Consider the following 25,026-nt stretch of genomic DNA (forward strand, 5'->3'; position numbering starts at 1 on the left):
AAGGTCAGCCGACCGCAATGATGCGGGCCAGGAAGAAAGACCAGGTGGTCGCGATACCGCCCAGCAGGTAATGGGCGACACCCACGGCACGGCCTTGGGTAATGGAAAGCGCACGGGGCTGGATGGCCGGCGCCACCTTCAGCTTGTTGTGAGCCCAGACGATGGACTCAATCAGCTCCTGCCAGTAGCCACGGCCACTGAAGAGGAACATCAGGCTGAAGGCCCAGATGAAGTGGGCACCCAGGAACATCAGGCCATAGGCACTGGAGCTCGAGCCATAGCTGTTGATCACCTGTGCGGCCTGGGCCCACAGGAAATCACGCAGCCAACCATTGATGGTGATGGCGCTCTGGGCAAAGTTGCCGTTGGTGATGTGCTGAACGCTGCCGTCGGCATTGACGGTTCCCCACACATCGCTCTGCATCTTCCAGGAGAAGTGGAAGATCACGATGGACAGGGAGTTGTACATCCAGAACAGACCCAGGAACACATGGTCCCAGGCCGACACCTGGCAGGTGCCGCCACGACCGGGGCCGTCGCAGGGGAAGCGGAAACCGAGGTTCGCCTTGTCGGGGACGAGACGGGAACTGCGGCTGTAAAGCACACCCTTCAGCAGGATCAGCACGGTGACGTGGATCGTGAAGGCATGGATGTGGTGGACCATGAAGTCCGCCGTACCGAGGGGAATCGGAGCGGCAGCAACCTTGCCACCCACAGCCACCACGGCGCCGTTGAACACTTCACTGACGCCAGCGAGGGCGTTGGGAGCGGTGCTGCCGGCGGCTGCGGCGTGGAGACCCTGCACCCACTGGGCGAACACCGGCTTCAGCGCGATCGCCGAATCACTGAACATGTCCTGGGGACGCCCCAGGGCACGCATGGTGTCGTTGTGGATGTAAAGGCCGAAGCTGTGGAAGCCCAGCCAGATGCACACCCAGTTCAGGTGGCTGATCAGCGCATCGCGGGCCTTGAGCACCCGATCGAGCACGTTGTCGATGTGCTTGGCCGGGTCATAGTCACGCACCATCGCGATGGCGGCGTGGGCACCGGCACCCACGATCAGGAAGCCACCGATCCACATGTGGTGGGTGAAGAGTGACAACTGGGTGGGGTAATCAATCCCGATGTAGGGATAGGGCGGCATCGCATACATGTGATGCGCCACGATGATGGTCAGCGAGCCAAGCAGGGCCAGGTTCACGCCGAGCTGGGCGTGCCAGCTGGTGGTCATGAACTCGAACAGGCCATCGTGGCCGTTGGGAGCGGGGAAGAGCAGGGGATCACCCTTCTGACCTTCCAGGATCTCCTTGAGGCTGTGGCCGATGCCCCAGTTGGTGCGGTACATGTGACCGGCCACAATGAACAGCACCGCGATCGCCAGGTGGTGATGCGCGATGTCGGTCATCCACAGGCTGCCGGTGACAGGATTCAGGCCACCCTTGAAGGTGAGGAAATCGCTGTAGGCCGCCCAGTTGCCGGTGAAGAAAGCGGAGATGCCCGCGCCGAACCCAGGGAACAGCTGCGCCAGAACGTCCTGATTCAGGAATTCGTGGGGCAGTGGGATGTCGGCGTAGGAGGCGATGGTCTTGCCGTTGAGGGCCAGGGGCTGGCCGGCATCAATGGCATCCATCAGGGCCGTGGTGGGCAGGGACACGTGCAGGAGGTGCCCGGTCCAGGACAGGGAGCCCAGGCCCAGCAGGCCAGCCAGGTGGTGGTTGAGCATGGACTCAACGTTCTGGAACCACTCCAGCTTCGGCGCGGCCTTGTGATAGTGGAAGACGCCGGCATTCAGCATCAGACCAGCCATCACCAGGGCACCGATGGCGGTGCAGAGGAGCTGGAACTCGCTGGTGAAACCCCAGGCTCTCCAGACATGGAAGAGACCGGAGGTGATCTGAATGCCGTGGAACCCGGCACCCACATCACCATTGAGGATTTCCTGGCCGAAGATCGGCCAGACCACCTGGGCTGAAGGCTTGACGTGCAGAGGGTCGGCCAGCCAGCCGGTGTAGTTGGAGAAGCGGGCGCCATGGAAGAAGGCACCGCTCAACCAGATGAAGATGACGGCCAGATGGCCGAAGTGAGCCGAAAAGATCTTGCGAGAAACCTCTTCGAGGTCGCTCGTGTGGCTGTCGAAGTCGTGAGCGTTGGCGTGGAGGTTCCAAACCCAGGTTGTGGTTTTGGGACCCTTGGCCAGGCTGCGATCGAAATGTCCGGGCTTTTCGAAAAGCTCGAACGTGGCCGGAACAGGGTTCCGGTCGACCATGGCCTTGGCCTTTTCCCCACGCTCTGGTGGGCTGATGGTCATCGAGACGTTCCTCGAGGGACGGGGTCGAGGTGGTGGTCCACCCCTGGAGACAACGGGAGCCGTCGAGACGGGAACCCGCTGTCAGTGGGCCCCATGACACAGGCCGCCCGAAGCCGGCAGGGTCATGGGCTCCAGCCTGAGACGGATGTCGCGGAATCCGCGAAACCGACTGCTGTGGCTGGGGCTTTGGGCCCCAGATAGGGGACCGCTGGCGGCACTATAAGGGCCAAATTGATCCGCTCTGGGCGGCCAGTTACAAAGGTTCAATCCGTCGGCTTCCCAGGCCAGCACTGGGGTCTGACAAGGAGTAAGCGACAAGGGATTGCGGCAATTTCAAGGCACTTTGTTACATCATTCCCGCAGAAAGACACTTGCGGGTGACACCGGCATTCCAGCTGGCTTCACGCCAGCCAGCAGAATGCCCCCATCTGTGAGCGGAGCCGGAACGGGTGAGGGCCACCATCCCCGGGGGACCGGGATTCAGGGCACGCCAAGGGCTTGGGAGCCCGGGCTGGCAAGGGCTCGTGGCCCTTGGGCTGGCCCTCCTGCTCGCCCTGCTCACGGCCGGATGTCAGCGTCTGGGGCAGCCCGGGCACGACGCTGCCGGGCCGCTGGCCTCGACCGCCCCGGGCGGATCGCTGCAGGAAGTGCCTCCACCCGGGGGAGTGCGCCAGCTGCAGGGGGATCTGGCCGCCCATCACCCCCATGTGCGGATCGACTCCCCTGCGGACGGCAGCGTGCTGCCCGCCGTCCCATGGACCTTGGAACTGGCCGTTCAGGACTGGCCCCTGGCCGATGCAGGCAGCCTGGGTATGGGCCCCCATGTGGTGGTGCAGATCGACGAGCAGCCCCCCCTGCGCCTCAGCCAGGCCGGCCCTGCTGGAAACCCCACCGCTGGCGGGGGAAGCAGCTCGCTGTCCATCGAGCTGCCCCCCCTGGAACCGGGCAGTCACCGCGTGACGGCCTACGCCGCCCGCCCCTGGGGTGAGGCGGTGAAGGCCGCCGCGGCCTCCGATCAGATTCGCCTGGCACGGGTGGCTCCCAACCCGCTGAGCCAGCCGGCGGCCGGCACACCCCAGCTGATCCCGGTGAGTCCTGCGTTTCCCAGCCCCCACCAGCCGGTGCTGATCGACTGGCTGCTGCGGGATGCTCCCCTGCAGGGCCTGCGCCAGGGCGACGCCGGCTGGCGCCTGCGCATCACCGTGAACGGCGACAGTTTCCTGGTGGACGAGAACACCCCGCTCTGGCTGGAGGGCTGGCGCAGGGGATCCAACACCGTGCTGCTGGAACTGGTGGATGGGCTGGGGGCCCCCCTCAATCCCCCCTTCAACAGCCTGGTGCGCGAGGTCTGGATCGATCCCCTCGAACCTGGCCCCGCCTGGGAAGCCGCAGCCCTGGCCCCCGATCAGGCCGCCCAGCTGCTGGGCAGGCAGCCGCCGCCGCCCGTCGAAGCTGCGGCCCCTCCTGGTGGCGGGGGCGCAGGCACGGCGTGGGAGCAGCCGGCCGCCCAGAGCGATCAACCGGCTGCGACGCCAGAGAGCCGGGGGGGAGGGGACAGGGAGTCGTCTCCGTCGTCTGCTGCTTCGCGCTCGCCCATGCCTGAGCCTGCGCCCGACGCGGTGGAAGCGGTGGAAGGCCCGGAGCAGGGACCCGTGGATGGCCCCGCCCGGCCGCCCCTGGATCCAACCGGGGTCGCCCAGGAGAACCCTCCGCCAGATCCGGTCGTAGAAGAGGCCGTCGAGGAGGTCAGCGAGGAACTCGTCGAGGCAGAGGGGGGGGAAGCGGCACCCCCGGCCGACACCCCCTCCCTGGGCGGGCTGGACCATTCGGCCCCGACCTCACCATGAGGGCAGCAGATCGGCCAGCACCATCCTCCCAGCCGCAACGGCGCCGGAGCGGGATCTGGGGGCTGAGCTTCAGTGCGGCCGGTGACGCACTGCTGCTGCGCTTGCATGCGGCGGGCGTGGCCAGCTGCTGCGTCAGCAGCACCGCCCGGCCCGATGCCCGCACCGCCCTCGAGCAGCACTGGGATGAGGCCCGGGCCTTTCTGGTGGTGGGCGCCTGCGGGCTGGTGAGCCGGCTGATCGCTCCCCTGCTGCGGGGGAAGCGGGAGGACCCCGCCGTGGTGGTGATCGATCCCCGCGGCCGCTTCGCCATCCCGCTGCTGGGCGCCCACGCCGCCGGCGGCGAAGCCCTGGCCCAGAGCGTTGCCGCCATCCTCGGGGGAGAGGTGGTGAGCACCGGCAGCAGCAGCGGCGAGGGCCGGCTCAGCCTCGATCAGTTCGGGGAGCGCTGGAGCTGGCGGCGCAGCAGCTCCGGGGACTGGACAGGGCTGATGCAGCGAGCCGCCAGGGCGCCCGCCGCACTGAAGCTGCGGCAGAACGCCGGTTGCCGCACCTGGCTGCGCCTCGACGCCAGCCAGGGACTGCCGGCGCTGGAGGGCGGCGCGGCCGACCCACCCGGCAGCCCGTCCGATCTGGTGATCACGGCCGAGCGCGGCCCTGGATGTCGCTGGCATCCTCCCTGCCTGTGGCTGGGCATCGGCTGCGAGCGCCACACCAGCCTGTCGCTGCTGGAACGGCTGGTGGACCGGCAACTGGAGCGCCTGAACCTGGCACCCGAAGCCATTGCGGGCCTGGCCAGCATCGACCGCAAGGCCGATGAGCCGGCCCTGCTCGCCCTGGCGAGCCAGCGGGGATGGTTCGTGCGCTGGCTGCCAGCCTCGGTGCTGGACGGCATCGCCGTGCCCAACCCCTCCCGGGTGGTGCAGGCAGAGATGGGAACAGCCAGCGTGGCCGAGGCCGCCGCTCTGGCAGCCGCAGGCCCGGGCGCCAGGCTGCTGCTGCCGAAGACCATCGAACGCTCCGGCCTGTCCGGCCCGAAGGAATCGGGTGCCGCCACCCTGGCCATCGCCTCCGCCGCTGGGCAGTGGGCGCCCCAGCAGGGATGCCTGCATCTGGTGGGCAGTGGACCGGGACAGCTCGATCTCCTCACTGCCGATGCCCGCCGGGCCCTGGCGGAGAGCACGGTGTGGGTGGGATACGGCCTGTATCTCGATCTGCTGGAGCCGCTGCGCCGACCCGATCAGTGGCGGTGGGACGGGCAGCTGACCCAGGAACGGGAGCGCTGCCGCCTTGCCCTGGACCTGGCGAACCAGGGATTGAGCGTCGCTTTGGTGTCATCGGGCGACAGTGGCATCTACGCCATGGCGGGCCTGGCCCTCGAGCTGTGGCTTGAGCAACCCTCCGATGCCCGGCCCCGCTTTGCGGTGCATCCGGGCATCTCTGCGCTGCAACTGGCGGCAGCCCGCGCCGGAGCTCCCCTGATGCACGACTTCTGCACCATCAGCCTCAGCGATCGGCTCACCCCATGGCCGGTGATCGAACGGCGTCTGCACGGGGCCGGAACGGGAGACTTCGTGGTGGCCCTGTACAACCCACGCTCCCGCGGCCGGGACTGGCAGCTGGCCCGGGCCCGGGAGATTCTGCTGGGAAGCCGCCCGGGCTCCACCCCGGTGGTGCTGGCCCGCCAACTGGGGCGGGCTGAGGAAACAGTCCAGCTGTCCACGCTGGCGGATCTGCCGGTGGAGCAGGTGGACATGCTCACCCTGGTGCTGATCGGCAACAGCAGCAGCTATTGCAAAGACGGAAAGATGGTCACACCGAGGGGATACCCCGGCGCGGACCTGAGCTGATGCTGAATCGGGATGACAGGATTCGAACCTGCGGCCCCTTCGTCCCGAACGAAGTGCGCTACCAAGCTGCGCTACATCCCGATGGGGGCACTTTACGGGATGGGGGGCCTCAGCCCGGGGGGTCCCCAACCTGAGCCAGCCTCGCCCCAGGGGCCCCTTTGTAGGGTATCGGGCCATGATGACCGGGCCGCCAGGCCCCCTCGATCCAGTGCTGAAGCCCGACTGGCTGCGTGTCAAAGCTCCCCAGCGGGAAAGGATCGGCGCAGTCGCCGACCTGCTGGTGGATCTGAGGCTCAACACCGTCTGCCAGGAGGCGAGCTGCCCCAACATCGGCGAATGTTTCGCAGGGGGTACGGCGACATTCCTGATCATGGGGCCGGGCTGCACCCGTGCCTGCCCCTACTGCGACATCGATTTCGACAGGAGCGTGCGGGCTCTCGACCCCACGGAGCCCGATCGGCTGGGAGAGGCCGTGGCCAGGCTGGGGCTCCTGCACGTAGTGATCACATCAGTCAACCGAGACGATCTCCCCGATGGCGGCGCTGGACAGTTCGTCGCCTGCATGGAAGCGGTGCGGCAGCGCGCCCCGGGCACCACGATCGAACTGCTGATTCCTGATTTCTGCGGCAACTGGGACGCCCTGGCCACCGTGATGGAGGCGGCACCGGATGTGCTCAATCACAACATCGAAACCGTACCCCGGCTGTACCGAAAAGCCAGGCCTCAGGGGATCTACGCGCGGTCCCTCGAGCTGCTGATGCGCGTTCACGAAGCATGGCCCCGTGCTTACACCAAATCCGGGATCATGGTGGGACTTGGGGAAGAGGATCACGAAGTTCAGGCCGTGATGGACGACCTGCGACGTCAGCATGTGGACATCATGACCATCGGCCAATATCTCTCACCGGGCCCCAGGCATCTTCCCGTGGATCGCTTTGTCACCCCGGCACAGTTCGACGCCTACAAGGACTACGGCGAGAGACACCTGGGCTTTCTTCAGGTTGTCAGCAGCCCCCTGACTCGCAGCAGTTACCACGCCGGGGAGGTGCGGAGGCTGATGCAGCAGCATCCGCGCTGATCCGGCACGCTGATCAGGAGCGTTGATCCGGAAGCGCTGATCCGGGAGGAGAGGCCGCCGTCCACGGCAGCCTCCGGGGGTCACCCTCAGGCCACCACCGCTTCCCGGTCCAACAGTCCCACGGTCTCCTTCTCGCTCGGCGGCACCAGCACCTTGAAGCGGGCCTTCCAGCTCGGCCAGTCGGCCAGGATGGCGGCGGCCCTGGCGCTGCCCGTGGCCTGCAGATGGGCTTCCAGCAGAGGACGGAGCAGGTCTTCCTGCTCCGGCGTGCTGAGGTCGCAGAGCGCCACGGTTTCCGGGTTGAGGCGATCGGCCAGGCCACCGGCTTCATCGAGCAGGAAGGCCACGCCACCGGTCATGCCGGCAGCTACATTGCGGCCGGTAGTGCCCAGCACGACCACCACGCCACCGGTCATGTATTCACAGCAGTGGTCACCGGCGCCCTCCACCACGGCACGGGCGCCGCTGTTGCGCACGGCGAAGCGCTCGCCGGCTCGACCCAGAGCGTACAGCTCACCACCCGTGGCCCCGTAGAGACAGGTGTTGCCGAGGATCACCTGGCTGCCAGGATCCCTGCTGCCGGGGGGTGGCACAACGGTGAGACGTCCACCGTTGATGCCCTTGCCCACATAGTCGTTGGCATCGCCGATCAGGCGCACGTTCATGCCCTGCAGCAGGAAGGCCCCGAAGCTCTGACCCGCCGCACCCGTGAAAGTGAGATCGAGCTGGCCCTGAAAGCCCCGGTTGCCATGGCGGGCTGCAATCTCGCCGGCCAGGCGGGCTCCCACACTGCGATCGGTGTTCACGATGGCAAGGTGGCGCTCCACGGCACCGTGACCGTGGATGGCAGCCATCACAGCGGCATCGGCGAGCAGGGTGTCTTCCAGAATGGGACCGTTGCCATGGGCCCTGCTGTCATGGCGCAGCCAGGAGCGGTCGGCGGGATCCGCCACAGGATCGATCAGGCAGGAGAGATCCAGGCTGCGGGTCTTGGTGAGGGGCACATCCCGCGGCTGCAGCAGTTCGGTGCGACCGATCAGGTCCTCCAGGCGCGCGACGCCCAGCACACTCAACAGCTGACGCACCTCCTCCGCCACGAAGAGGAAGAAGTTCACCACATGTTCGGGCAGCCCGGTGAAACGCTGGCGCAGGGCCTCCTTCTGGCTGGCGACCCCCACCGGGCAGTTGTTGGTGTGGCAGACGCGGGCCATGATGCAGCCCTCCGCGATCATCGCCACCGAGCCGAAACCGAACTCCTCGGCACCGAGCAGGGCCGCGATGATCACATCCCAGCCGGTCTTGAGGCCACCATCGGCGCGGAGCAGCACCCGATCCCGCAGGCCATTGGTCAGCAGGGAACGGTGCACTTCGGTGAGCCCCAGCTCCCAGGGGGTGCCGGCGTGCTTGATCGAGCTGAGCGGCGAGGCACCGGTGCCGCCGTCATGGCCGGAGATCTGAATCACATCGGCATTGGCCTTGGCCACGCCCGCCGCAATCGTGCCGATGCCGATCTCCGCCACCAGCTTCACGCTCACCTTGGCCGCGGGGTGCACCTGGTGCAGATCGTGGATCAGCTGGGCCAGGTCTTCGATCGAATAGATGTCGTGGTGGGGAGGAGGGGAGATCAGGGCCACCCCGGCCTTGCTGTTGCGCAGCCAGGCGATGTAGGGATCCACCTTGGGGCCGGGCAGCTGGCCGCCCTCACCGGGCTTGGCGCCCTGGGCCACCTTGATCTCCAGCTGCCGGCCGCTGCGCAGGTATTCGGGCGTCACCCCGAAGCGGCCGGAGGCGATCTGCTTGATCGCGGAGCAGGCGCTGTCGCCGTTGCGCAGGCCGCGGATCGTGGGCAGGGTGGCGGAGCGGCCCTCGGCGTCCACGTCGTCCAGCACGTGGAAGCGGGCGGGATCCTCGCCTCCCTCGCCGCTGTTGCTCTTGCCACCGATGCGGTTCATCGCCACCGCCAGCACCTCATGGGCCTCGCGCGAAAGCGCCCCCAGACTCATGCCACCGGTGCAGAAGCGGCTGCAGATGCTCTCCACGCTCTCCACCTGATCCAGGGGCAGCGGGTTGGCCGCGGGCCTCAGCTCCAGGAGATCGCGCAGGGCCGTCACCGGCCTGTTCTCCAGCAGGGTCTTGTAGGTGGCGAAGTGGTCGTACCCCGGCCCCGCCGCGACGGCGGCATGGAGGGCCTTGGCCATCTCGGGGCTGTTCAGGTGGAATTCGCCACCGGTGCGGTATTGCACGAAGCCCATGAACTCGAGCTTGGTGCGGTTGAGTTCCGGGAAGGCCTTGGCATGGAAGCTGAGCGTCTCGCTGGCCAGATCCCGCAGGCTCAGCCCCGCCACCCGGCTGGTGGTGCCGCGGAAGGCCAGATCGATCAGGTCGGCGCCGATGCCGATGGCCTCGAAGATCTGGGCCCCGTGGTAGCTGGCCAGCAGGGAAATCCCGATCTTGGAGAGGATCTTGCGGAGGCCGTCCTCCAGGGCCTTGCGCACGTTGGCCTGCACCCGGGCTGGGGTGAGCTCGGGCAGCTTGCCCCGCTCGATCAGCTTCTGGGTCTTGGGATGGGCCAGCCAGTGGCGGGTGGTTTCCCAGGTGAGCCAGGGGCACACGGCACTGGCACCGAAACCGATCAGGCAGGCCAGGTGGTGGGTGCTCCAGCACTGGGCGGTGTCCACCACCAGGGAGGTCTGCAGGCGCAGGCCCAGGGCCAGCAGGTGGTGATGCACCGCACCCACCGCCAGCAGGGGCGGAATGTAGGTGGTGGTGGGATTGATGCCGCGGTCGGAGAGCACCAGGATCTGGCTGCCGCCGCGCACGGCCGCCTCCGCCTCGCTGCGGAGCCGGTTGATCGCCCCCTCCAGAGCCGCCGGACCAGCCTCGATCGACAGCAGGGTGCTGAGGGTGGTGCTGGGGAGCCCTTGCTGCCCCACCGCCTCCAGCTCGGCCTCATTGAGCACGGGGCTGGACAGATGCAGCACGGCCGCCGAGGCCGGCTCCGGGCGCAGGGGTGATCCCCGCCGGCCCAGATGCATCTCCAGGCTCATCACCAGCTTCTCGCGCAGGGGATCGATCGGCGGGTTGGTGACCTGGGCGAACCGCTGCTTGAAGTAGTCGTACAGAAGATGGGGTTTGCTGGAGAGCACCGCCAGGGGAATGTCATCGCCCATGCAGTAGGTGGGCTCCTTGGCGGCGCCGGCCATGTCCTCGATCACCAGATCCAGGTCTTCGGCAGTGAAGCCGAAGGCCGTCTGCTGCTTCAGGAGCTCCAGGTCGTCGAGCAGGCGCTGGCTCTGCCAGGGCTGGGCCGCCAGGGTGCGGCGGTGTTCGGCCAGCCAGGCTCCATAGGGGTGGCGGCTCGCCACCTCCTGCTTCACGTCCCAGTTGTGCAGCAGGCGGCAGTGCTCGAGGTCCACGGCGAGCATCTGCCCGGGGCCGAGCCGGCCCTTCTCGATGATGCTGCTCTCCACCAGGTCCACCACCCCGGTTTCCGAGCCCATCACCACGAAGCCGTCGCTGGTGATGCAGTAGCGCGCCGGCCTGAGGCCGTTGCGGTCGAGGGTGGCCCCCACGCTGCGGCCGTCGGCGAACACCAGCAGGGCCGGGCCGTCCCAGGGCTCTTGGGTGCAGGCGGAGTACTCGTAGAAGGCCTGGATCTCGGGCCTGTCGGCCAGTTCCGGCTGATCCCGGAAGGCCTCGGGCACCAGGGTGAGCAGGCTCTCGGTGATGGGGCGGCCGCTGCGCACCATCAGCTCGAGGGTGGCATCGAGGTTGGCGGAATCGCTGAAGGCGGGGTTCACCACCGGGCGAAGGTCAGCGGCAGCGTCGCCCCACACCGCCTCGAGATTCACTTCCGAGGCCCTGGCCCAGTTGATGTTGCCCAGCAGGGTGTTGATCTCGCCGTTGTGGCCGAGCAGGCGCATCGGCTGGGCGAGGGGCCAGCGGGGCAGGGTGTTGGTGCTGAAGCGGCGGTGGTACACCGCGAAACTCACCGCGAAGCGCGTGTCGCGCAGATCGGCATAGAACGCCGCCAGCACCGCCGAGCGCACCATGCCCTTGTAGACCACGGTGCGGTGGCTGAGCGAGGCGAAGTAGAGGTCGCCGACGCCCGGCCCCCAGGCCTCGCGGGCACGGTCGCCGCAGCGGCGGCGCAGGCGGAACAGCAGGCTTTCGAGGGCATCGCCATCCACCTCGGCCGCCAGCAGCCACTGCTCGATCGCGGGGGCCGTGGAGCGCGCCATGGGCCCGAGCACGCTGGGATCCACCGGCACGGGGCGCCAGCCGAGGGAGCGCAGACCCAGCTGGGCCGCCTCGACGTCGCAGAAACGGCGGGCCTGCTCCCGGCGTTCGGCATCGGCGGGAAGGAACACCATGCCCAGACCGCGATGCTGCGACACGGAGTCCGCGGCGGCTGGCCACACCGCCTCGAGATAGCTCCAGGGGATGCCGCAGAGCACTCCGGCGCCGTCACCGGAGTCGGCGTCTCCTCCACAGCCGCCGCGGTGTTCCATGCAGTCGAGGCCGCGGAGGGCCTGCTGCAGCACCCAATGGCTGGTCTCGCCCTTCAGGGAGGCGAGGAATCCCACCCCACAGGCGTCCCGTTCACCCGCCACGGCCTCAGGAGCGGGGCTGTCGCAGTGGGGCCAAACGGTGCGGGTCGGTCGAGGCATAGCCCGGGATTCTGGAGTTGGTGTCGGCGGGCCCCCCAAGGCTGCAGGGTCCCGGCAGGGGGATGCAGCCGTTGAGCCTTCAGAAGCGCTGAAGCCGATCCTAGGGATGGGCATCCCCGTAGCAGGGCTAGCGTCAGCAGGATTGCACCGCTGGAATGGGATCCGTCGGAGCGAGCTTTTCCATCCCTCCCCACCCCGCCGCGGCGGTCGTGCGCTCCGGCCGCGTGGGCCGCACCGCCGACGGATGGCTTGTGCCCCGCCTGCTGGCCGGGGGCCTGCTGGCCGGTGTGCTCCTGCCTGCCGCCAGCGCGGCCGCTCCCAGACTGCCGCTGCCGCCGCCGCCGCCGGCGAAGGACGGCGGTGCCATGGCCGGGCCGCAGGCGGGCACTGAGCGCCGGGGCACCAGCATCAGCATCAACGGCCAGCAGCAGCAGGCCTCCTGGCTTTGGCTCGGACCGGCGGAAGGGCCGCCCAGGCAGCTCTGGCTCCCTCTGGAGGTGCTGGAGAACCAGCTGGGGATCAGCAGCCGCAGCCGCCCTGACGGCAGCCTGGATCTGGAATGGTTCGGGCAGCCCCTGCTGGTGCCCCCGGCCCTGCAGCGCAGCCTCGAGGACGAGGTGGCGGTGGACGCCATGCCCCTGCTCTCCGCCGTGGGCGTGCAGGTGCTGGCCCGTGGCGCCCAGCTCTCGCTCAGCCTGGCCACCGCGCCGGTGCTCCAGGTGCGCAGCGGCACCCAGCCCGGGGCGCGGCGGCTCGTGCTCGACCTGGGCCGCCCCGCTCTGGTGCGCAGCGCCGCTGGCCTGCTGCAGCTGGATGTGCAGGCGAGCCCGGCACAGGTGCAGGAACTCCAGACCCTGGGACTGGTGGTGCAGAGCGCCGGGCGGGGGCTGGCGGTGCGGCCCCGCCGTGGAGCGGTGAGCAAGGTGTTCACCCTCGGGGAGCCCAACCGCCTGGTGATCGACGTCCCCGCCGAGGGTGACACCGGGCCGGTCGCGCCGGCGCCGATCAGTCCGGAGGTGCAGGCCATGATCGGCCGCACGCTGCGCTGGGACCGGCTGGTCCGCGACGGGGTGCGAATCAATGCCGTGCGGATCGATCCCCGCACCGCCCCCCTGCAGCTGCGGCCGCTGGTGCGGCCCGGCGCGATGGAGGGGCTCACCTCCCTGGTGCAGCTCGCGGGCCAGACCCGGGCCGTGGTGGCGATCAACGGCGGCTATTTCAACCGGGTGCGGCGCCTGCCCCTTGGCGCCCTCAAACTCGATGGCCGCTGGATGTCAGGCCCGATCCTCAACCGGGGGGTGGCGGCATGGAACGGCAGGGAGCTGCCGAGCTTCGGGCGGCTGCGGCTGGAGGAGTGGGTGGTGGGACCCGACCGGGCGCGCCTGCCGATCGTGGTGGTGAACAGCGGTTATGTGCAGCGGGGCGTGAGCCGCTACACCGCGGACTGGGGGCCGTACTACCAGGCCCTGAGTGGCTCGGAGACCGGGCTTCTGCTCGGCGCCGACGGCGTGGTGAGCCGCAGCCTCGACAGCCCTGAGCTCGCCCAGGGTGTGCCGCTGCGCCCGGGCGAGACCCTGCTGGTGGGCCGCGGCGGCGTCGGACTGCCCTGGGCCCCTGGCCACCGACTGCAGCTCAGCAGCCGGCCCAGCGAGGCTCTGGGGGGCAAGAGCCAGGTGATCGGCGGTGGCCCCCTGCTGCTGCAGGGTGGGCGGTTCGCCCTCAATGGAGCTGCCGAGAATTTCAGCGCCAGCTTCCTGCGGCAGGGGGCGCCGCGCACGGTGCTGGGCAGCGATGGCCGTGAGGTGTGGCTGATCACCCTCGAGGGCGGCAGCGGCAGCGGGCCCACCCTGGCCCAGACCGCCCAGCTGCTGCTGGGACTGGGCATGCGTGATGCCCTCAACCTCGACGGCGGCAGCTCCACCGGCCTGGTCCTGGGGGGGAGCCATCAGGTCAAGGGACGTGGGGTGGCGGGATCCGTGCACAACGGCGTCGGCCTTGTGCCCTGAGCCGGACGTGTGTCCTGAGCCGGCCTTGTGCCCTGGGCCGGCCGTGGCGCGGTGCCACCAGGCCGTTCTGCGGTGCGAAAGTGGGACGCGAAGCTCCCATCCCCCTCCCCCAGCCCCATGCCGAAGGGCCACAGTCTGCGCCTCTCCGCCAGTGCGGCGGCAGAGCTGGGCCGCCAGGCCGCCGTGGCGGGAACTCCCGGACTGGTCCACCTCGATCTGGTGGACGGGGGGTGCGAGCGCTGGACCATCCGGGTGCGGCCGGGCCATCTGGCGGGAGTGCCGGTCGCCCGCGCCGATGGCGTGACGCTCTACGCGCCGGCCGAACAGCTGGAGCTGCTCACCGGCCTGACCCTGGAGTACCGGGGCGATCTCAGCGGAGGTGGCTTTCTGGTGCTCCCAAGCGAGGGGGTCGTGAGCTGCGCCTGCGGCTCGGCCTTCAGCCGTCGCGGCGAGTAGCGGCCCCGGGTGGGGCGGCAGGCGACCCAGTAAGGTGACGGATTGTCGAAATCGGTCGGACGTCCGACCTGTGTTCTCCGGCCCTCGATGCCCACTATCCAGCAACTGATCCGCACAGAACGGCAACGTCTGACACGAAAGACGAAATCGCCGGCCCTGCGTTCCTGCCCCGAGCGCCGCGGGGTGTGCACCCGTGTGTACACCTCCACTCCCAAGAAGCCGAACTCAGCCCTGCGCAAGGTGGCGCGCGTGCGCCTCACCTCGGGCTTTGAGGTGACCGCCTATATCCCCGGCATCGGGCACAACCTCCAGGAGCACTCGGTTGTTCTGATCAGGGGTGGTCGGGTCAAGGACCTGCCGGGTGTGCGCTACCACATCATCCGCGGCACGCTGGACACCGCTGGCGTCAAGGACCGCCGCCAGGCCCGCTCCAAGTACGGCGCCAAGACCCCGAAATCCTGATCTGACCTCCAGGGCAGACGCCTGAATCCGGCCCCGGGCCGATTCCGCTCCCTGGATGACTCCGTCTCCCCAAGCACCTCGCAACTCCGATGTCCCGCCGCAACGCTGCCGAAAAGCGCCCGATCCTTCCCGATCCCCAGTTCAACAGCCGTCTGGCCTCGATGATCGTGGCCAGGCTTATGAAGCACGGCAAGAAGTCCACCGCCCAGCGGATCCTGTCGGACGCCTTCAGCCTGATCAATGAGCGCACCGGCTCAGATCCCCTGGAGCTGTTCGAGACGGCCGTGCGCAACGCCACCCCCCTGGTGGAGGTGCGGGCACGGCGTGTGGGCGGCGCCACCTATCAGGTGCCGATGGAAGTGCGCCAGGAACGCGGTACCGCCATGGCCCTCCGCTGGCTGGTGAACTTCTCCAGGGCCCGCAACGGCCGGAGCATGGCCCAGAAACTGGCGGGTGAGCTGATGGATGCCGCCAACGAAGCCGGCAGTGCCGTGCGCAAGCGGGAAGAGACCCACAAGATGGCGGAGGCGAACAAGGCCTTCGCGCACTACCGCTACTGATCCCTGGCGCGCCCCCGTGGCGCGATCAGCCCATCGCTGATCAGTACAGTATCGACTGTTTTTTGTAGACCTTTCGGAGACATCCCCCGTGGCTCGCGCCTTTCCACTGGAACGCGTCAGAAATATCGGCATCGCAGCCCACATCGACGCTGGCAAAACCACCACCACCGAGCGGATCCTCTTCTATTCCGGGGTGGTGCACAAGATCGGCGAGGTGCACGACGGTGCTGCCGTGACCGACTGGATGGCCCAGGAACGCGAGCGGGGTATCACGATCACGGCGGCGGCCATCTCCACGAGCTGGAAGGATCACCGCATCAACATCATTGATACCCCTGGACACGTCGACTTCACCATCGAAGTGGAGCGCTCCATGCGGGTGCTCGATGGCGTGATCGCCGTCTTCTGCGCTGTGGGCGGTGTCCAGCCCCAGTCGGAGACGGTCTGGCGGCAGGCTGACCGGTACAAGGTGCCGCGGATGGTGTTCGTCAACAAGATGGACCGTACCGGGGCCGACTTCCTCAAGGTCTACGGGCAGATCAAGGACCGTCTCAAGGCCAACGCCGCACCGATTCAGCTGCCGATCGGCGCCGAGGGCGAGCTGAGCGGCATCATCGATCTGGTGAAGAACCGGGCCTTCATCTACAAGGATGAACTCGGCAAGGACATCGAGGAAACCGATGTTCCGGCTTCGATGGCCGATGAGGTGGCCGAATGGCGCAACAAGCTGATGGAGTCGGTGGCTGAAACCGACGAGGATCTTGTGGAAGTGTTCCTCGAAACCGGCGAACTCAGCGAAGAGCAGCTGCGCAACGGCATTCGCGAAGGGGTGCTCAAGCATGGCCTGGTGCCCATGCTGTGCGGCTCGGCCTTCAAGAACAAAGGGGTGCAGCTGCTCCTCGACGCCGTGGTGGACTATCTGCCCGCCCCGGTGGACGTGCCCCCGATCCAGGGTCTCCTGTCCGACGGCAGCGAAGCCCTGCGCCCGGCGGACGACAGTGCCCCCTTCAGCGCCCTGGCCTTCAAGGTGATGGCCGATCCGTTCGGCAAGCTCACCTTCGTGCGGATCTACTCCGGTGTGCTGCAGAAGGGCAGCTACGTGCTCAACTCCACCAAGGACAAGAAGGAGCGCATCTCGCGGCTGATCGTGCTCAAGGCCGACGACCGGGAAGAGGTCGACGAACTGCGCGCTGGCGACCTTGGCGCTGTCCTGGGCCTGAAGGACACCACCACCGGTGACACCCTCTGCGTGGAGAGTGACCCGATCATCCTGGAGTCGCTGTACATCCCTGAGCCAGTGATCTCGGTGGCTGTGGAGCCCAAGACCAAGGGCGACATGGACAAACTCTCCAAAGCCCTGCAGTCCCTGTCCGAGGAAGATCCCACCTTCCGCGTCTCCACCGATCCGGAAACCAACCAGACGGTGATCGCCGGCATGGGCGAGCTCCACCTCGAGATCCTGGTGGACCGCATGCTGCGCGAATTCAAGGTGGAGGCCAACATCGGTGCTCCCCAGGTGTCCTACCGCGAAACCATCCGCGCCAGCGCGAAGGGCGAAGGTAAATTTGCCCGCCAGACCGGCGGTAAGGGCCAGTACGGCCATGTGGTGATCGAAATGGAACCCGGCGAACCGGGTTCAGGGTTCGAATTCGTCAACAAGATTGTTGGCGGTGTCGTGCCCAAGGAATACATCGGTCCGGCAGAAGCCGGCATGAAGGAAACCTGCGAATCGGGCGTGATCGCGGGTTATCCCATGATCGATGTCCGTGTCACCATGGTCGACGGCTCGTACCACGACGTCGACTCCTCGGAGATGGCGTTCAAGATCGCCGGCTCCATGGCCTTCAAGGACGGGGTCAAGAAGTGCAATCCTGTGCTCCTTGAACCGATGATGAAGGTGGAGGTCGAGATCCCCGAGGATTTCCTCGGTTCGGTGATCGGCGACCTCTCGTCCCGCCGCGGCCAGGTCGAAGGACAATCCATCGATGATGGGCAGTCCAAGGTCCAGGCCAAGGTGCCCCTGGCCGAGATGTTCGGCTATGCCACCCAGCTCCGATCCATGACCCAGGGTCGGGGTATCTTCTCGATGGAATTCAGCCACTACGAGGAAGTACCTCGCAACGTGGCCGAGGCCATCATCTCCAAGAATCAGGGCAAGTCCTGATCCTCAACCATACCCACCTAATCCCCCCGATTCTTTCCTCCCATGGCTCGCGAGAAGTTCCAAAGGAACAAGCCCCACGTCAACATCGGCACGATCGGCCACGTTGACCACGGCAAGACCACCCTCACCGCCGCCATCACCAACGTGCTGGCCAAGAAGGGTTTCGCCAAGGCCCAGGCCTACGACCAGATCGACGGTGCTCCTGAGGAGCGTGAGCGCGGCATCACCATCAACACGGCCCACGTCGAGTACGAGACCGACAACCGCCACTACGCCCACGTGGACTGCCCCGGCCACGCGGACTACGTGAAGAACATGATCACCGGTGCCGCCCAGATGGACGGCGCCATCCTCGTGGTGGCCGCCACCGACGGCCCGATGGCCCAGACCAAGGAGCACATCCTGCTGGCCAAGCAGGTGGGTGTGCCCGCGCTGGTGGTCGCCCTCAACAAGTGCGACATGGTGGATGACGAGGAAATCCTCGAGCTGGTGGAACTCGAAGTGCGTGAGCTGCTCAGCAGCTACGACTTCCCCGGCGACGACATCCCCGTGGTGAAGGTGTCCGGCCTCAAGGCCCTCGAGGGTGACGCCGAGTGGGAAGCCAAGATCGGTGAGCTGATGGATGCCGTGGACGCCTCCATCCCCGAGCCCGAGCGGGAAGTGGATAAGCCCTTCCTGATGGCCGTCGAAGACGTGTTCTCGATCACGGGCCGCGGCACCGTGGCCACCGGCCGTATCGAGCGCGGCAAGGTGAAGGTGGGCGAGGAGATCGAGATCGTCGGCATCAAGGACACCCGCAAGAGCACCGTCACCGGTGTGGAGATGTTCCGCAAGCTGCTGGACGAGGGCATGGCCGGCGACAACGTGGGTCTGCTCCTGCGTGGCATCCAGAAGGAGGACATCGAGCGCGGCATGGTGCTGGTGAAGCCCGGCTCCATCACCCCGCACACCAAGTTCGAAGGCGAGGTGTACGTGCTGAAGAAGGAAGAGGGCGGCCGCCACACCCCCTTCTTCGCCGGCTACCGGCCCCAGTTCTACATCCGCACCACGGACGTGACTGGCCAGATCACCGCCTTCACCGCCGACGACGGCTCCAACGTGGAGATGGTGATGCCCGGCGACCGCATCAAGATGACCGGCGAGCTGATCTGCCCGGTGGCCATCGAGCAGGGCATGCGCTTCGCCATCCGCGAGGGCGGCCGCACCATCGGCGCCGGCGTGGTCTCTAAGATCATCGCCTGATCGTCTCCTAAGGTCGGGTGCGGGAGGTCTTCCTCCACCCCCTCCTTGGGCAGCCCTGCCACCTGGATCGGGTGGCGGGGCTGCCCACCCGATGGTTCCAGAACCTAGACAACCCGGGTTGCCGCTCTTGGGAGCTGCACAGGCCCCCCACTCGTCGTTTCCACGCCAAGCCGGCGTCCACGCCCTCCCCATGTCCACTGCCATCGCCCAGCAGAAGATCCGCATCCGCCTGAAGGCGTTCGATCGCCGCATGCTGGATCTCTCCTGCGAAAAAATCATCGAGACCGCCGACCACACCGCCGCCACGGCCATCGGACCGATTCCGCTGCCCACCAAGCGCAAGATCTACTGCGTGCTGCGCTCGCCTCACGTGGACAAGGACTCGCGGGAGCACTTCGAAACCCGCACCCATCGCCGCATCATCGACATCTACAGCCCTTCCGGCAAGACGATCGATGCCCTGATGAAGCTGGACCTGCCCAGCGGCGTCGACATCGAAGTCAAGCTCTGACCCCCCCCGGGCGCTGATCGTTCTGATCCATCGGGGTGCCCGTGGGCGCGGCCTGCTGGCCCAGTTCCTAGGATGGTCGAGCAACTCCTCAGCAAGCCATGGGTGAACTGGCCGTCAGGGAGCTGCCTCTCTTCCCTCTGCCTGATGTGGTGCTCTTCCCCCAGGAAGTGCTGCCGCTGCACATCTTCGAGCCCCGCTACCGGATGCTGCTGCAGACGGTGATGGCCGAGGACCGGCGCTTCGGCGTGGTGCGCTGGGATCCCAAGGCCCAGACCATGGCCAGCATCGGCTGCTGTGCGGAGATCATCCACTGCCAGACCCAGGACGACGATCGCAGCAACATCGTCACGATGGGGCAGCAGCGTTTCCGGGTGCTCGACATCGTGCGGGAGGCCCCTTACCGGGTGGGCCTGGTGAGCTGGATCGAGGACGCCGTGCCCGAGTCCCCCGAGGACCTGGAAACCCTGGCCGTCTCGGTGAACCAGGCCCTCCACGATGTTGTGGAGCTGACCGCCAAGCTGGTCGGCAAGCCCGCCACCCTGCCGAACGACCTGCCCGACCTGCCGCGGGAGCTCTCCTTCTGGATCGCCTCCCACCTGGGTGGACCCGTCGCCGATCACCAGCAGGCTCTGCTGGAACTCACCGACACCGCCGCTCGGCTGCAACAGGAATTCGACCTGCTCGACCAGACCCGACGTCAGCTGGCCGCCCGCACCGTCCTGAAGGACACCTTCCAACCCCAGTAACGCCTCCTCCCGTCCAGACACGCCCATGCCCCCATTCAGCTGGCCTCTGGCTGCAGCCCTGGCTGTAGCCGGCGGATCAGCGGCAGCCCTGTGGTTGCGACGCAATCGCCGCTACCGGGACTCGGCCAGCGTGGCCGCCGCCTACGACCGCTGGACCCAGGATGCCCTGTTGGAGAGGCTCTGGGGTGAGCACATCCACCTCGGCCACTATGGCGATCCACCCGCCAGGGCAGGCCGCCGCGACTTCCGCCGGGCCAAGGAGGACTTTGTGCACGAGCTCGTGCGCTGGAGCGGGCTCGAGCGGCTGCCACGCGGCAGCAAGGTGCTCGATGTGGGCTGCGGCATCGGCGGCAGTGCACGGATTCTGGCGCGTGACTACGGCTTCGATGTGCTCGGCATCAGCATCAGCCCCGTCCAGATCGCCCGGGCCCGGGAACTCACACCAGCCGATCTGGCCAGCCACTGCCGCTTCGCCGTCATGGACGCCATGGCCCTGGAGGTGGGGGACGGCAGTTTCGATGCCGTCTGGAGCGTGGAGGCCTGTCCCCACATGCCCGACAAGCAGGGGTATGCCGATGAACTGTTGCGATGCCTGCGGCCGGGCGGGCTGCTGGCCGTGGCCGACTGGAACCGGCGCGATCCACGGGACGGCGCCATGTCCGCCAGGGAGCGCTGGGTGATGCGCCAGCTCCTGGAGCAGTGGGCCCACCCCGAGTTCGCCAGCATCCGCTCGCTGGAGGCCAACTTCAACGACAGTCGCTGGGCCGGCGGCCTGGCCGTGGAGACGGCGGACTGGACGCGGGCCACCCTGCCCTCCTGGCTGGATTCGATCCTGGAAGGGGTGCGCAGGCCCGGAGCGATCCTCGGCCTTGGCCCCGCGGCCGTGCTGCAGGGGCTGAGGGAGACCCCCACCATCCTGCTGATGCACTGGGCCTTCGCCACCGGCCTGATGCAGTTCGGAGTGTTCCGGGGCCGCAAGCCGGCCTGACTCCACAGAGCCGGAGAGGGATCAGCCGGCGCCCTGGTGGCTGATCGGGTAGGCCCCGAACAGGGCGAGGTGTTCGCACAGGGGAGCCAGATCCCCCAGGGCTCCCTCCAGCACCTCGGGCGCATCCGGAAGCTCCAGATCCACGAAGAAGATGTACTCGCCCATTTCCCGCTTGGATGGGCGCGATTCGATCCGGCTCATGTTCAGACCACGCCGGGCGAAGCAGCCCAGCGCCTCAAGCAGGGCGCCCGGCTGGTTCGAATGCAGCGAGAAGGCCAGGCTGGCCAGGGTGCCGGTGTGGGCGCGAATGCCGCGGCGCAGCAGCAGAAAGCGGGTGCAGTTGCCCGCTACATCGTTCACCGGATAGGCCAGCACCGTGAGGCCATGCTCCTCGGCGGCCTGGCGTGAGGCGATGGCGGCACGGAAACGGCTGCCCGCCACCATGCGGGCCGCATCCGCCGTGGAGCTGGTGGGCAGCTGCAGGGCCTTCGGCAGGTTGTCGGCCAGCCACTGGCTGCACTGGGCGAGAGCCTGGGGATGGGACAGCACCTCGCTGATGCCCGCGATCGGGCCGGATCCCACCAACGCATGGCGCACCGGCAGCACCAGGGCCCGGGCCACCGCGAGGTCGGGGTGCTCCCAGAGGGCATCGAGGCAGGTGGTGACGCCCCCCTCCACGGAGTTTTCCACCGGCACCACGGCCGCATCGCAATCCCCCTGGGCCAGGGCCTGCACCACGGCACGGATCCCCAGCTGCGGCACCAGCTCCGCATCGGCCAGGCCCTCCAGCGCGATCAGCTGCTGGGCAGCCTGCTCCCCGTAGGTACCGGCCGGACCGAGAAAGGCAACGCGCATCAGAACCTTCTACAGAACTGGAGCCCCAGGGGCGACCGATAGGATCATGCCGCGCCGGCCCTCAGGCGATGCCCCTGGCCTTCCGTGCCAGTCAGCAACTGCAACTTGGCGTTTGCCACCAGAAGGACAGGTTGGTCAGGTATCTGGCCGAAGAGGAGCGCGTGGTCAAGGCCCTGCTGGATCCCTCCCAGCTCGAGCGGCTGGCGCCGGGCCGCTACCGCTACGCCGTGAGCCATCTTGAGGTGTTTCAGCTGAAGATCCAGCCGGTGGTCGAGCTGCACACCCGCCTCGAGCCGGGCAGGCTGGAGCTCGAGGCCAGTGATTGCCAGCTGGAAGGGCTAGGCCTGGTGGACGATTTTCAGCTGCAGCTGGGCTCCTGGCTGGTGGCCGGCGATGAGGGGCTGGAAGGGGAGGCGAACCTCGCCGTGAGCGTGAGCCAGCCACCCCTGCTGCGCCTGATCCCCCCCCGGGTGCTCGAGGCCACCGGACGCTCGGTGCTGGCGGGGATCCTGCGGAGCATCAAGGGGCGGGTGGGCCAGCAGCTGGTGGCCGACTTCGAGTGCTGGTGCCAGGAGCACTGAGCAGCCTGCGGAGGAAGCTGCGGCGGTGCAGCGCCGTCGGGCCAAGCGCATGCAGGGCGGCGCGGTGCTGGGCGGTGCCGTAGCCGGCATGACGCTCGAGGCCATAGCCCGGGAAACGGGCGGCCAGGGCCTGGATCAGCTGGTCCCGGGCCTGCTTGGCCAACACGCTGGCGGCTGCGATGGCGGCGTTGCGGCTGTCACCCCGCACCAGCGTGGCCTGGTCACCCGGCCAACCCCGCAGGGGCAGCACACCGTCAACCAGGAGCAGGGCAGGGGGCCGGGGCAGCTTGGCCAGGGCCCGGAGCATGGCCCGCTCGGTGGCCAGGCGTATGCCGAGGCGGTCGATCTCGGCAGCGGAGGCCTGGCCCAGAGCCCAGGCCTGAGCGGCCTGGTGGATCCGCGGCACGAGGGCCGCCCGGCGGCTGGGGCTGAGCTTCTTGCTGTCGGTCAACCCCTGGGCGGACAGCGCGGCGGCCGCATCTGCCCCGAGCACCACGGCTGCCGCGAACACCGGGCCGAACAGGCAGCCCCGGCCGACCTCGTCCACGCCGGCACAGGAGGCCGGATCCCGGCCCAGCCAGGGGTCATCGGCCAAGGAGTTCAGACGGCCGCAGACGAACGGCGCCGACGGCGGCGGGGTTCCCCGTCCTCCGGCAGGGCTTGGCTGCTGACGGCAGTGGCGGCGCTCGCCGCGGGAACCGGTGCTGCCACGGGCTCATCCCGCCGGGTCGGCACCGAGACCGTGACCACCGTCTCGGTGCTGAGCTGAGCCGGCAGCGGGGTGATGTCCACCGGCGCGGGGGCAGGGGAGGCTGATCTGCCCCGGCGTGCCGTGCGCGTCGGGGTGCCGGCAGCCTCGCCGCGGCTGACACCATTCGCCAGGCTCGCGGCCGCGGTGAGCGGGGATTCCGCCGCGGCCTGGGGCGCCTCGCCGCTGCCTTCGGCCACCGCCTGCCCTTGACTGCCGCCGCGACCACCTCGGCCCCGGCGCCGGCGCGAGCCGCTGCTGGCCAGCTCCTGCCGTGCTTCCTCGCGCACAGCCTCGGGGTCCACCCCGGGCCGCACGACCCGCACCACGGCGGTGTCGGAGGCAGGAGGAGCCTCCAGCAGGAGGACCGGACTCAGACCCAGCCAGCCATAGACCGCTTCCTGGTCCGCATCCATCGGCACCGTGAGCACCTCAGGCTCAGGGCGGCGGGGAGCGTCCTGGCTGGGCCGGGCCCCGTCCTCCTGATCCTGGTCCAGCAGCGGCGCCACGGGAACGAACACGGCGGAGTCCCCGGATTCCACCGAGGATCTGCCGCCCCGTCCCCCGCGCCGGCGCCTGGAGCCGCCGGACTCGGCCGCGGCGGAGGGTGCGGCGACCTCGGCACGGGCCGCGGCCGCTGAACGCACCAGGCCACCCGCACTGGCCAGGGGCTGAAGGCTGTCCCGCCCGGGGAGCACCGCCACGTGGCCAAGCCCCCCGCAACTGGGACAGGCGCGGCCGAAGAGTTCGTAGATGTTCTGCCCCTGCCGCTTGCGGGTCAGCTCCACCAGGCCCAGTTCCGTGAGCTGGGCGATCTGGGGACGGGCCGCGTCGTCGCGCACGGCCTGGGTGAAATGCTCCAGCACCTGGAGCTGATCCCGGCGCGATTCCATGTCGATGAAATCGATCACCACCACACCGCCGATGTTGCGGAGCTTGAGTTGGCGGGCGATCTCGACGGCGGCCTCGCAGTTGGTCCACAGCACCGTCTCGCGGGCGTTCGCCGAGCGGGTGAACGACCCCGAGTTGACGTCGATCACGGTGAGCGCCTCCGTGGGCTCGATGATCACGTAGCCGCCCGAGGGCAGATCCACCCGGGGCTTGAGGGCATCGTGAATCGCGGCGCTGACCTTGTAGGCCTCGAGGATGTCGGTGGGGGCGTCATGGGCCTCCACCAGCACGTTGCCGTGGTCGGCGCCGAGGAAGGCCTTCGCCCGCGACACCCCTTCCGGACTGTCGACCACGACCCGCACCAGATCCTGGCTGTAGAGATCGCGGAGGATGCGGTGGATGAAGTCCTCGTCCCGGTTGAGCAGCACCGGCGGGGAAGCCGTCTCGGCCGCGGCCTGGATGGCCTCCCATTGGCGCAGCAGCGACTCGAGATCCTCGATCAGCAGGTCCTCACCCACCCCCTCGGCCTCGGTGCGCACCAGCAGCCCCGCCCCGGGAGGCTTGATCAGCACACCCAGGGCCCGCAGGCGGTTGCGCTCATTGTCGCCATTCACCCGGCGGGAGATCGTGACACCCTGGCCATGGGGCTGCAGCACCAGATACCGCCCCGGCAGGGCCAGGTTGCCGGTGAGACGCGGACCCTTGGTGCCGGTGGGCTCCTTCATCACCTGCACCAGCACCTTCTGCCTCGGTTCGAGCAGTTCGGTGATGCCGGCTGCTCCCTTGCGCAGCCTTAAGGGGCCGAGATCTGTGATGTGGATGAACCCGTTCTTCTCGCTCTCGCCGATATTGACGAAGGCCGCATCGATGCCCGGCAGCACGTTCTCGACGGTGCCGAGGTAGACATCACCGATCTGGTAGCGGCCCTGGGCCACGATCAACTCATCAACACGTTCGTCGTTGAGCACTGCAGCGATCCGCAGTTGCTCGGCTATGACGATCTGCTGGGGCATGGGGTAAGAGGTGGCCCCGCGTGGGACCCTGCCAGAGGATGAAGCAGACCGGG

The 25,026-nt window shown here is 68.1% G+C and carries 18 protein-coding genes and 1 tRNA gene; 13 read left to right on the forward strand and 6 right to left on the reverse strand.

The genetic code is table 11. The annotated features are described in order from the left end of the window. Positions 1 to 4 precede the first annotated feature (4 nt). Positions 5 to 2,308 (reverse strand): photosystem I core protein PsaA, encoded by a 2,304-nt coding sequence (psaA, locus tag CBM981_RS08710; protein WP_087068086.1) that lies wholly within the window; start codon positions 2,306 to 2,308, stop codon positions 5 to 7. Positions 2,309 to 2,832: 524 nt separating this feature from the next. Between psaA and CBM981_RS08715 the strand changes: the two genes are divergently transcribed. Together CBM981_RS08715 and cobJ are read left to right on the forward strand one after the other, a co-directional pair. After that, entirely contained in the window at positions 2,833 to 4,155 is a 1,323-nt protein-coding gene (locus tag CBM981_RS08715; protein WP_087068087.1) for a hypothetical protein, read from the forward strand. Further along, positions 4,152 to 6,002, forward strand: coding sequence for a precorrin-3B C(17)-methyltransferase (gene cobJ, locus CBM981_RS08720; RefSeq protein ID WP_087068088.1), 1,851 nt, complete (start codon positions 4,152 to 4,154; stop codon positions 6,000 to 6,002). Before CBM981_RS08715 ends, cobJ begins: the two co-directional genes overlap by 4 nt. Before the next feature lie 7 nt (positions 6,003 to 6,009). On the opposite strand, the gene CBM981_RS08725 is transcribed toward cobJ, so the two are convergent. Next, positions 6,010 to 6,083, reverse strand: a tRNA-Pro gene (locus CBM981_RS08725). A gap of 97 nt (positions 6,084 to 6,180) precedes the next feature. On the opposite strand from CBM981_RS08725, the gene lipA reads away from it, so the two are divergent. Beyond that, complete coding sequence (lipA, locus tag CBM981_RS08730; RefSeq protein ID WP_304441602.1) at positions 6,181 to 7,080, forward strand: lipoyl synthase; 900 nt, start codon at positions 6,181 to 6,183, stop codon at positions 7,078 to 7,080. Between the two features lie 86 nt (positions 7,081 to 7,166). Here lipA and gltB read toward each other — a convergent pair whose 3' ends face one another. Further along, entirely contained in the window at positions 7,167 to 11,750 is a 4,584-nt protein-coding gene (gene gltB / locus CBM981_RS08735; protein ID WP_087068089.1) for a glutamate synthase large subunit, read from the reverse strand. A 155-nt stretch (positions 11,751 to 11,905) separates the two neighbouring features. On the opposite strand from gltB, the gene CBM981_RS08740 reads away from it, so the two are divergent. The 9 genes from CBM981_RS08740 to CBM981_RS08780 all read left to right on the forward strand — a co-directional run bounded on the left by CBM981_RS08740 (position 11,906) and on the right by CBM981_RS08780 (position 20,885). Beyond that, positions 11,906 to 13,756 (forward strand): phosphodiester glycosidase family protein, encoded by a 1,851-nt coding sequence (locus tag CBM981_RS08740; protein ID WP_225867318.1) that lies wholly within the window; start codon positions 11,906 to 11,908, stop codon positions 13,754 to 13,756. Between the two features lie 117 nt (positions 13,757 to 13,873). Beyond that, entirely contained in the window at positions 13,874 to 14,212 is a 339-nt protein-coding gene (locus tag CBM981_RS08745) for an AIR synthase (RefSeq protein ID WP_087068090.1), read from the forward strand. 87 nt (positions 14,213 to 14,299) lie between these two features. Then, a complete protein-coding gene (gene rpsL, locus CBM981_RS08750; RefSeq protein ID WP_043368803.1) occupies positions 14,300 to 14,674 on the forward strand; it encodes a 30S ribosomal protein S12 in 375 nt (124 codons plus the stop codon). Between the two features lie 89 nt (positions 14,675 to 14,763). After that, positions 14,764 to 15,234, forward strand: a complete 471-nt coding sequence (gene rpsG, locus CBM981_RS08755; RefSeq protein WP_087068091.1) for a 30S ribosomal protein S7 — start codon at positions 14,764 to 14,766, stop codon at positions 15,232 to 15,234. Between the two features lie 88 nt (positions 15,235 to 15,322). Then, a complete protein-coding gene (gene fusA / locus CBM981_RS08760) occupies positions 15,323 to 17,398 on the forward strand; it encodes an elongation factor G (RefSeq protein WP_087068092.1) in 2,076 nt (691 codons plus the stop codon). A gap of 42 nt (positions 17,399 to 17,440) precedes the next feature. Then, the gene (gene tuf / locus CBM981_RS08765) at positions 17,441 to 18,640 is read left to right on the forward strand and encodes an elongation factor Tu (RefSeq protein ID WP_087068093.1); all 1,200 of its coding nucleotides are present in this window, start codon (positions 17,441 to 17,443) and stop codon (positions 18,638 to 18,640) included. Between the two features lie 190 nt (positions 18,641 to 18,830). Continuing rightward, complete coding sequence (rpsJ, locus tag CBM981_RS08770; RefSeq protein ID WP_087068094.1) at positions 18,831 to 19,151, forward strand: 30S ribosomal protein S10; 321 nt, start codon at positions 18,831 to 18,833, stop codon at positions 19,149 to 19,151. A gap of 98 nt (positions 19,152 to 19,249) precedes the next feature. After that, positions 19,250 to 19,897: an LON peptidase substrate-binding domain-containing protein gene (locus CBM981_RS08775; RefSeq protein ID WP_087068095.1), complete on the forward strand. Its 648-nt coding sequence runs from the start codon at positions 19,250 to 19,252 to the stop codon at positions 19,895 to 19,897. 25 nt (positions 19,898 to 19,922) lie between these two features. Continuing rightward, positions 19,923 to 20,885: a methyltransferase domain-containing protein gene (locus CBM981_RS08780; RefSeq protein ID WP_087068096.1), complete on the forward strand. Its 963-nt coding sequence runs from the start codon at positions 19,923 to 19,925 to the stop codon at positions 20,883 to 20,885. A gap of 21 nt (positions 20,886 to 20,906) precedes the next feature. Here CBM981_RS08780 and pheA read toward each other — a convergent pair whose 3' ends face one another. Beyond that, positions 20,907 to 21,740: a prephenate dehydratase gene (gene pheA / locus CBM981_RS08785; protein ID WP_087068097.1), complete on the reverse strand. Its 834-nt coding sequence runs from the start codon at positions 21,738 to 21,740 to the stop codon at positions 20,907 to 20,909. A gap of 68 nt (positions 21,741 to 21,808) precedes the next feature. Between pheA and CBM981_RS08790 the strand changes: the two genes are divergently transcribed. Beyond that, positions 21,809 to 22,321, forward strand: coding sequence for a DUF1997 domain-containing protein (locus tag CBM981_RS08790; RefSeq protein ID WP_087068098.1), 513 nt, complete (start codon positions 21,809 to 21,811; stop codon positions 22,319 to 22,321). On the opposite strand, the gene CBM981_RS08795 is transcribed toward CBM981_RS08790, so the two are convergent. Then, positions 22,260 to 22,916 (reverse strand): ribonuclease HII, encoded by a 657-nt coding sequence (locus CBM981_RS08795; RefSeq protein WP_087068099.1) that lies wholly within the window; start codon positions 22,914 to 22,916, stop codon positions 22,260 to 22,262. The genes CBM981_RS08790 and CBM981_RS08795 overlap by 62 nt on opposite strands. Positions 22,917 to 22,921: 5 nt before the next feature. Then, positions 22,922 to 24,973 carry an Rne/Rng family ribonuclease gene (locus CBM981_RS08800; RefSeq protein ID WP_087068100.1) on the reverse strand — a complete coding sequence of 684 codons (2,052 nt, stop codon included), beginning with the start codon at positions 24,971 to 24,973 and terminating at the stop codon, positions 22,922 to 22,924. Positions 24,974 to 25,026: the final 53 nt, after the last annotated feature.

Source organism: Cyanobium sp. NIES-981 (assembly GCF_900088535.1).
Taxonomy (GTDB): domain Bacteria; phylum Cyanobacteriota; class Cyanobacteriia; order PCC-6307; family Cyanobiaceae; genus NIES-981.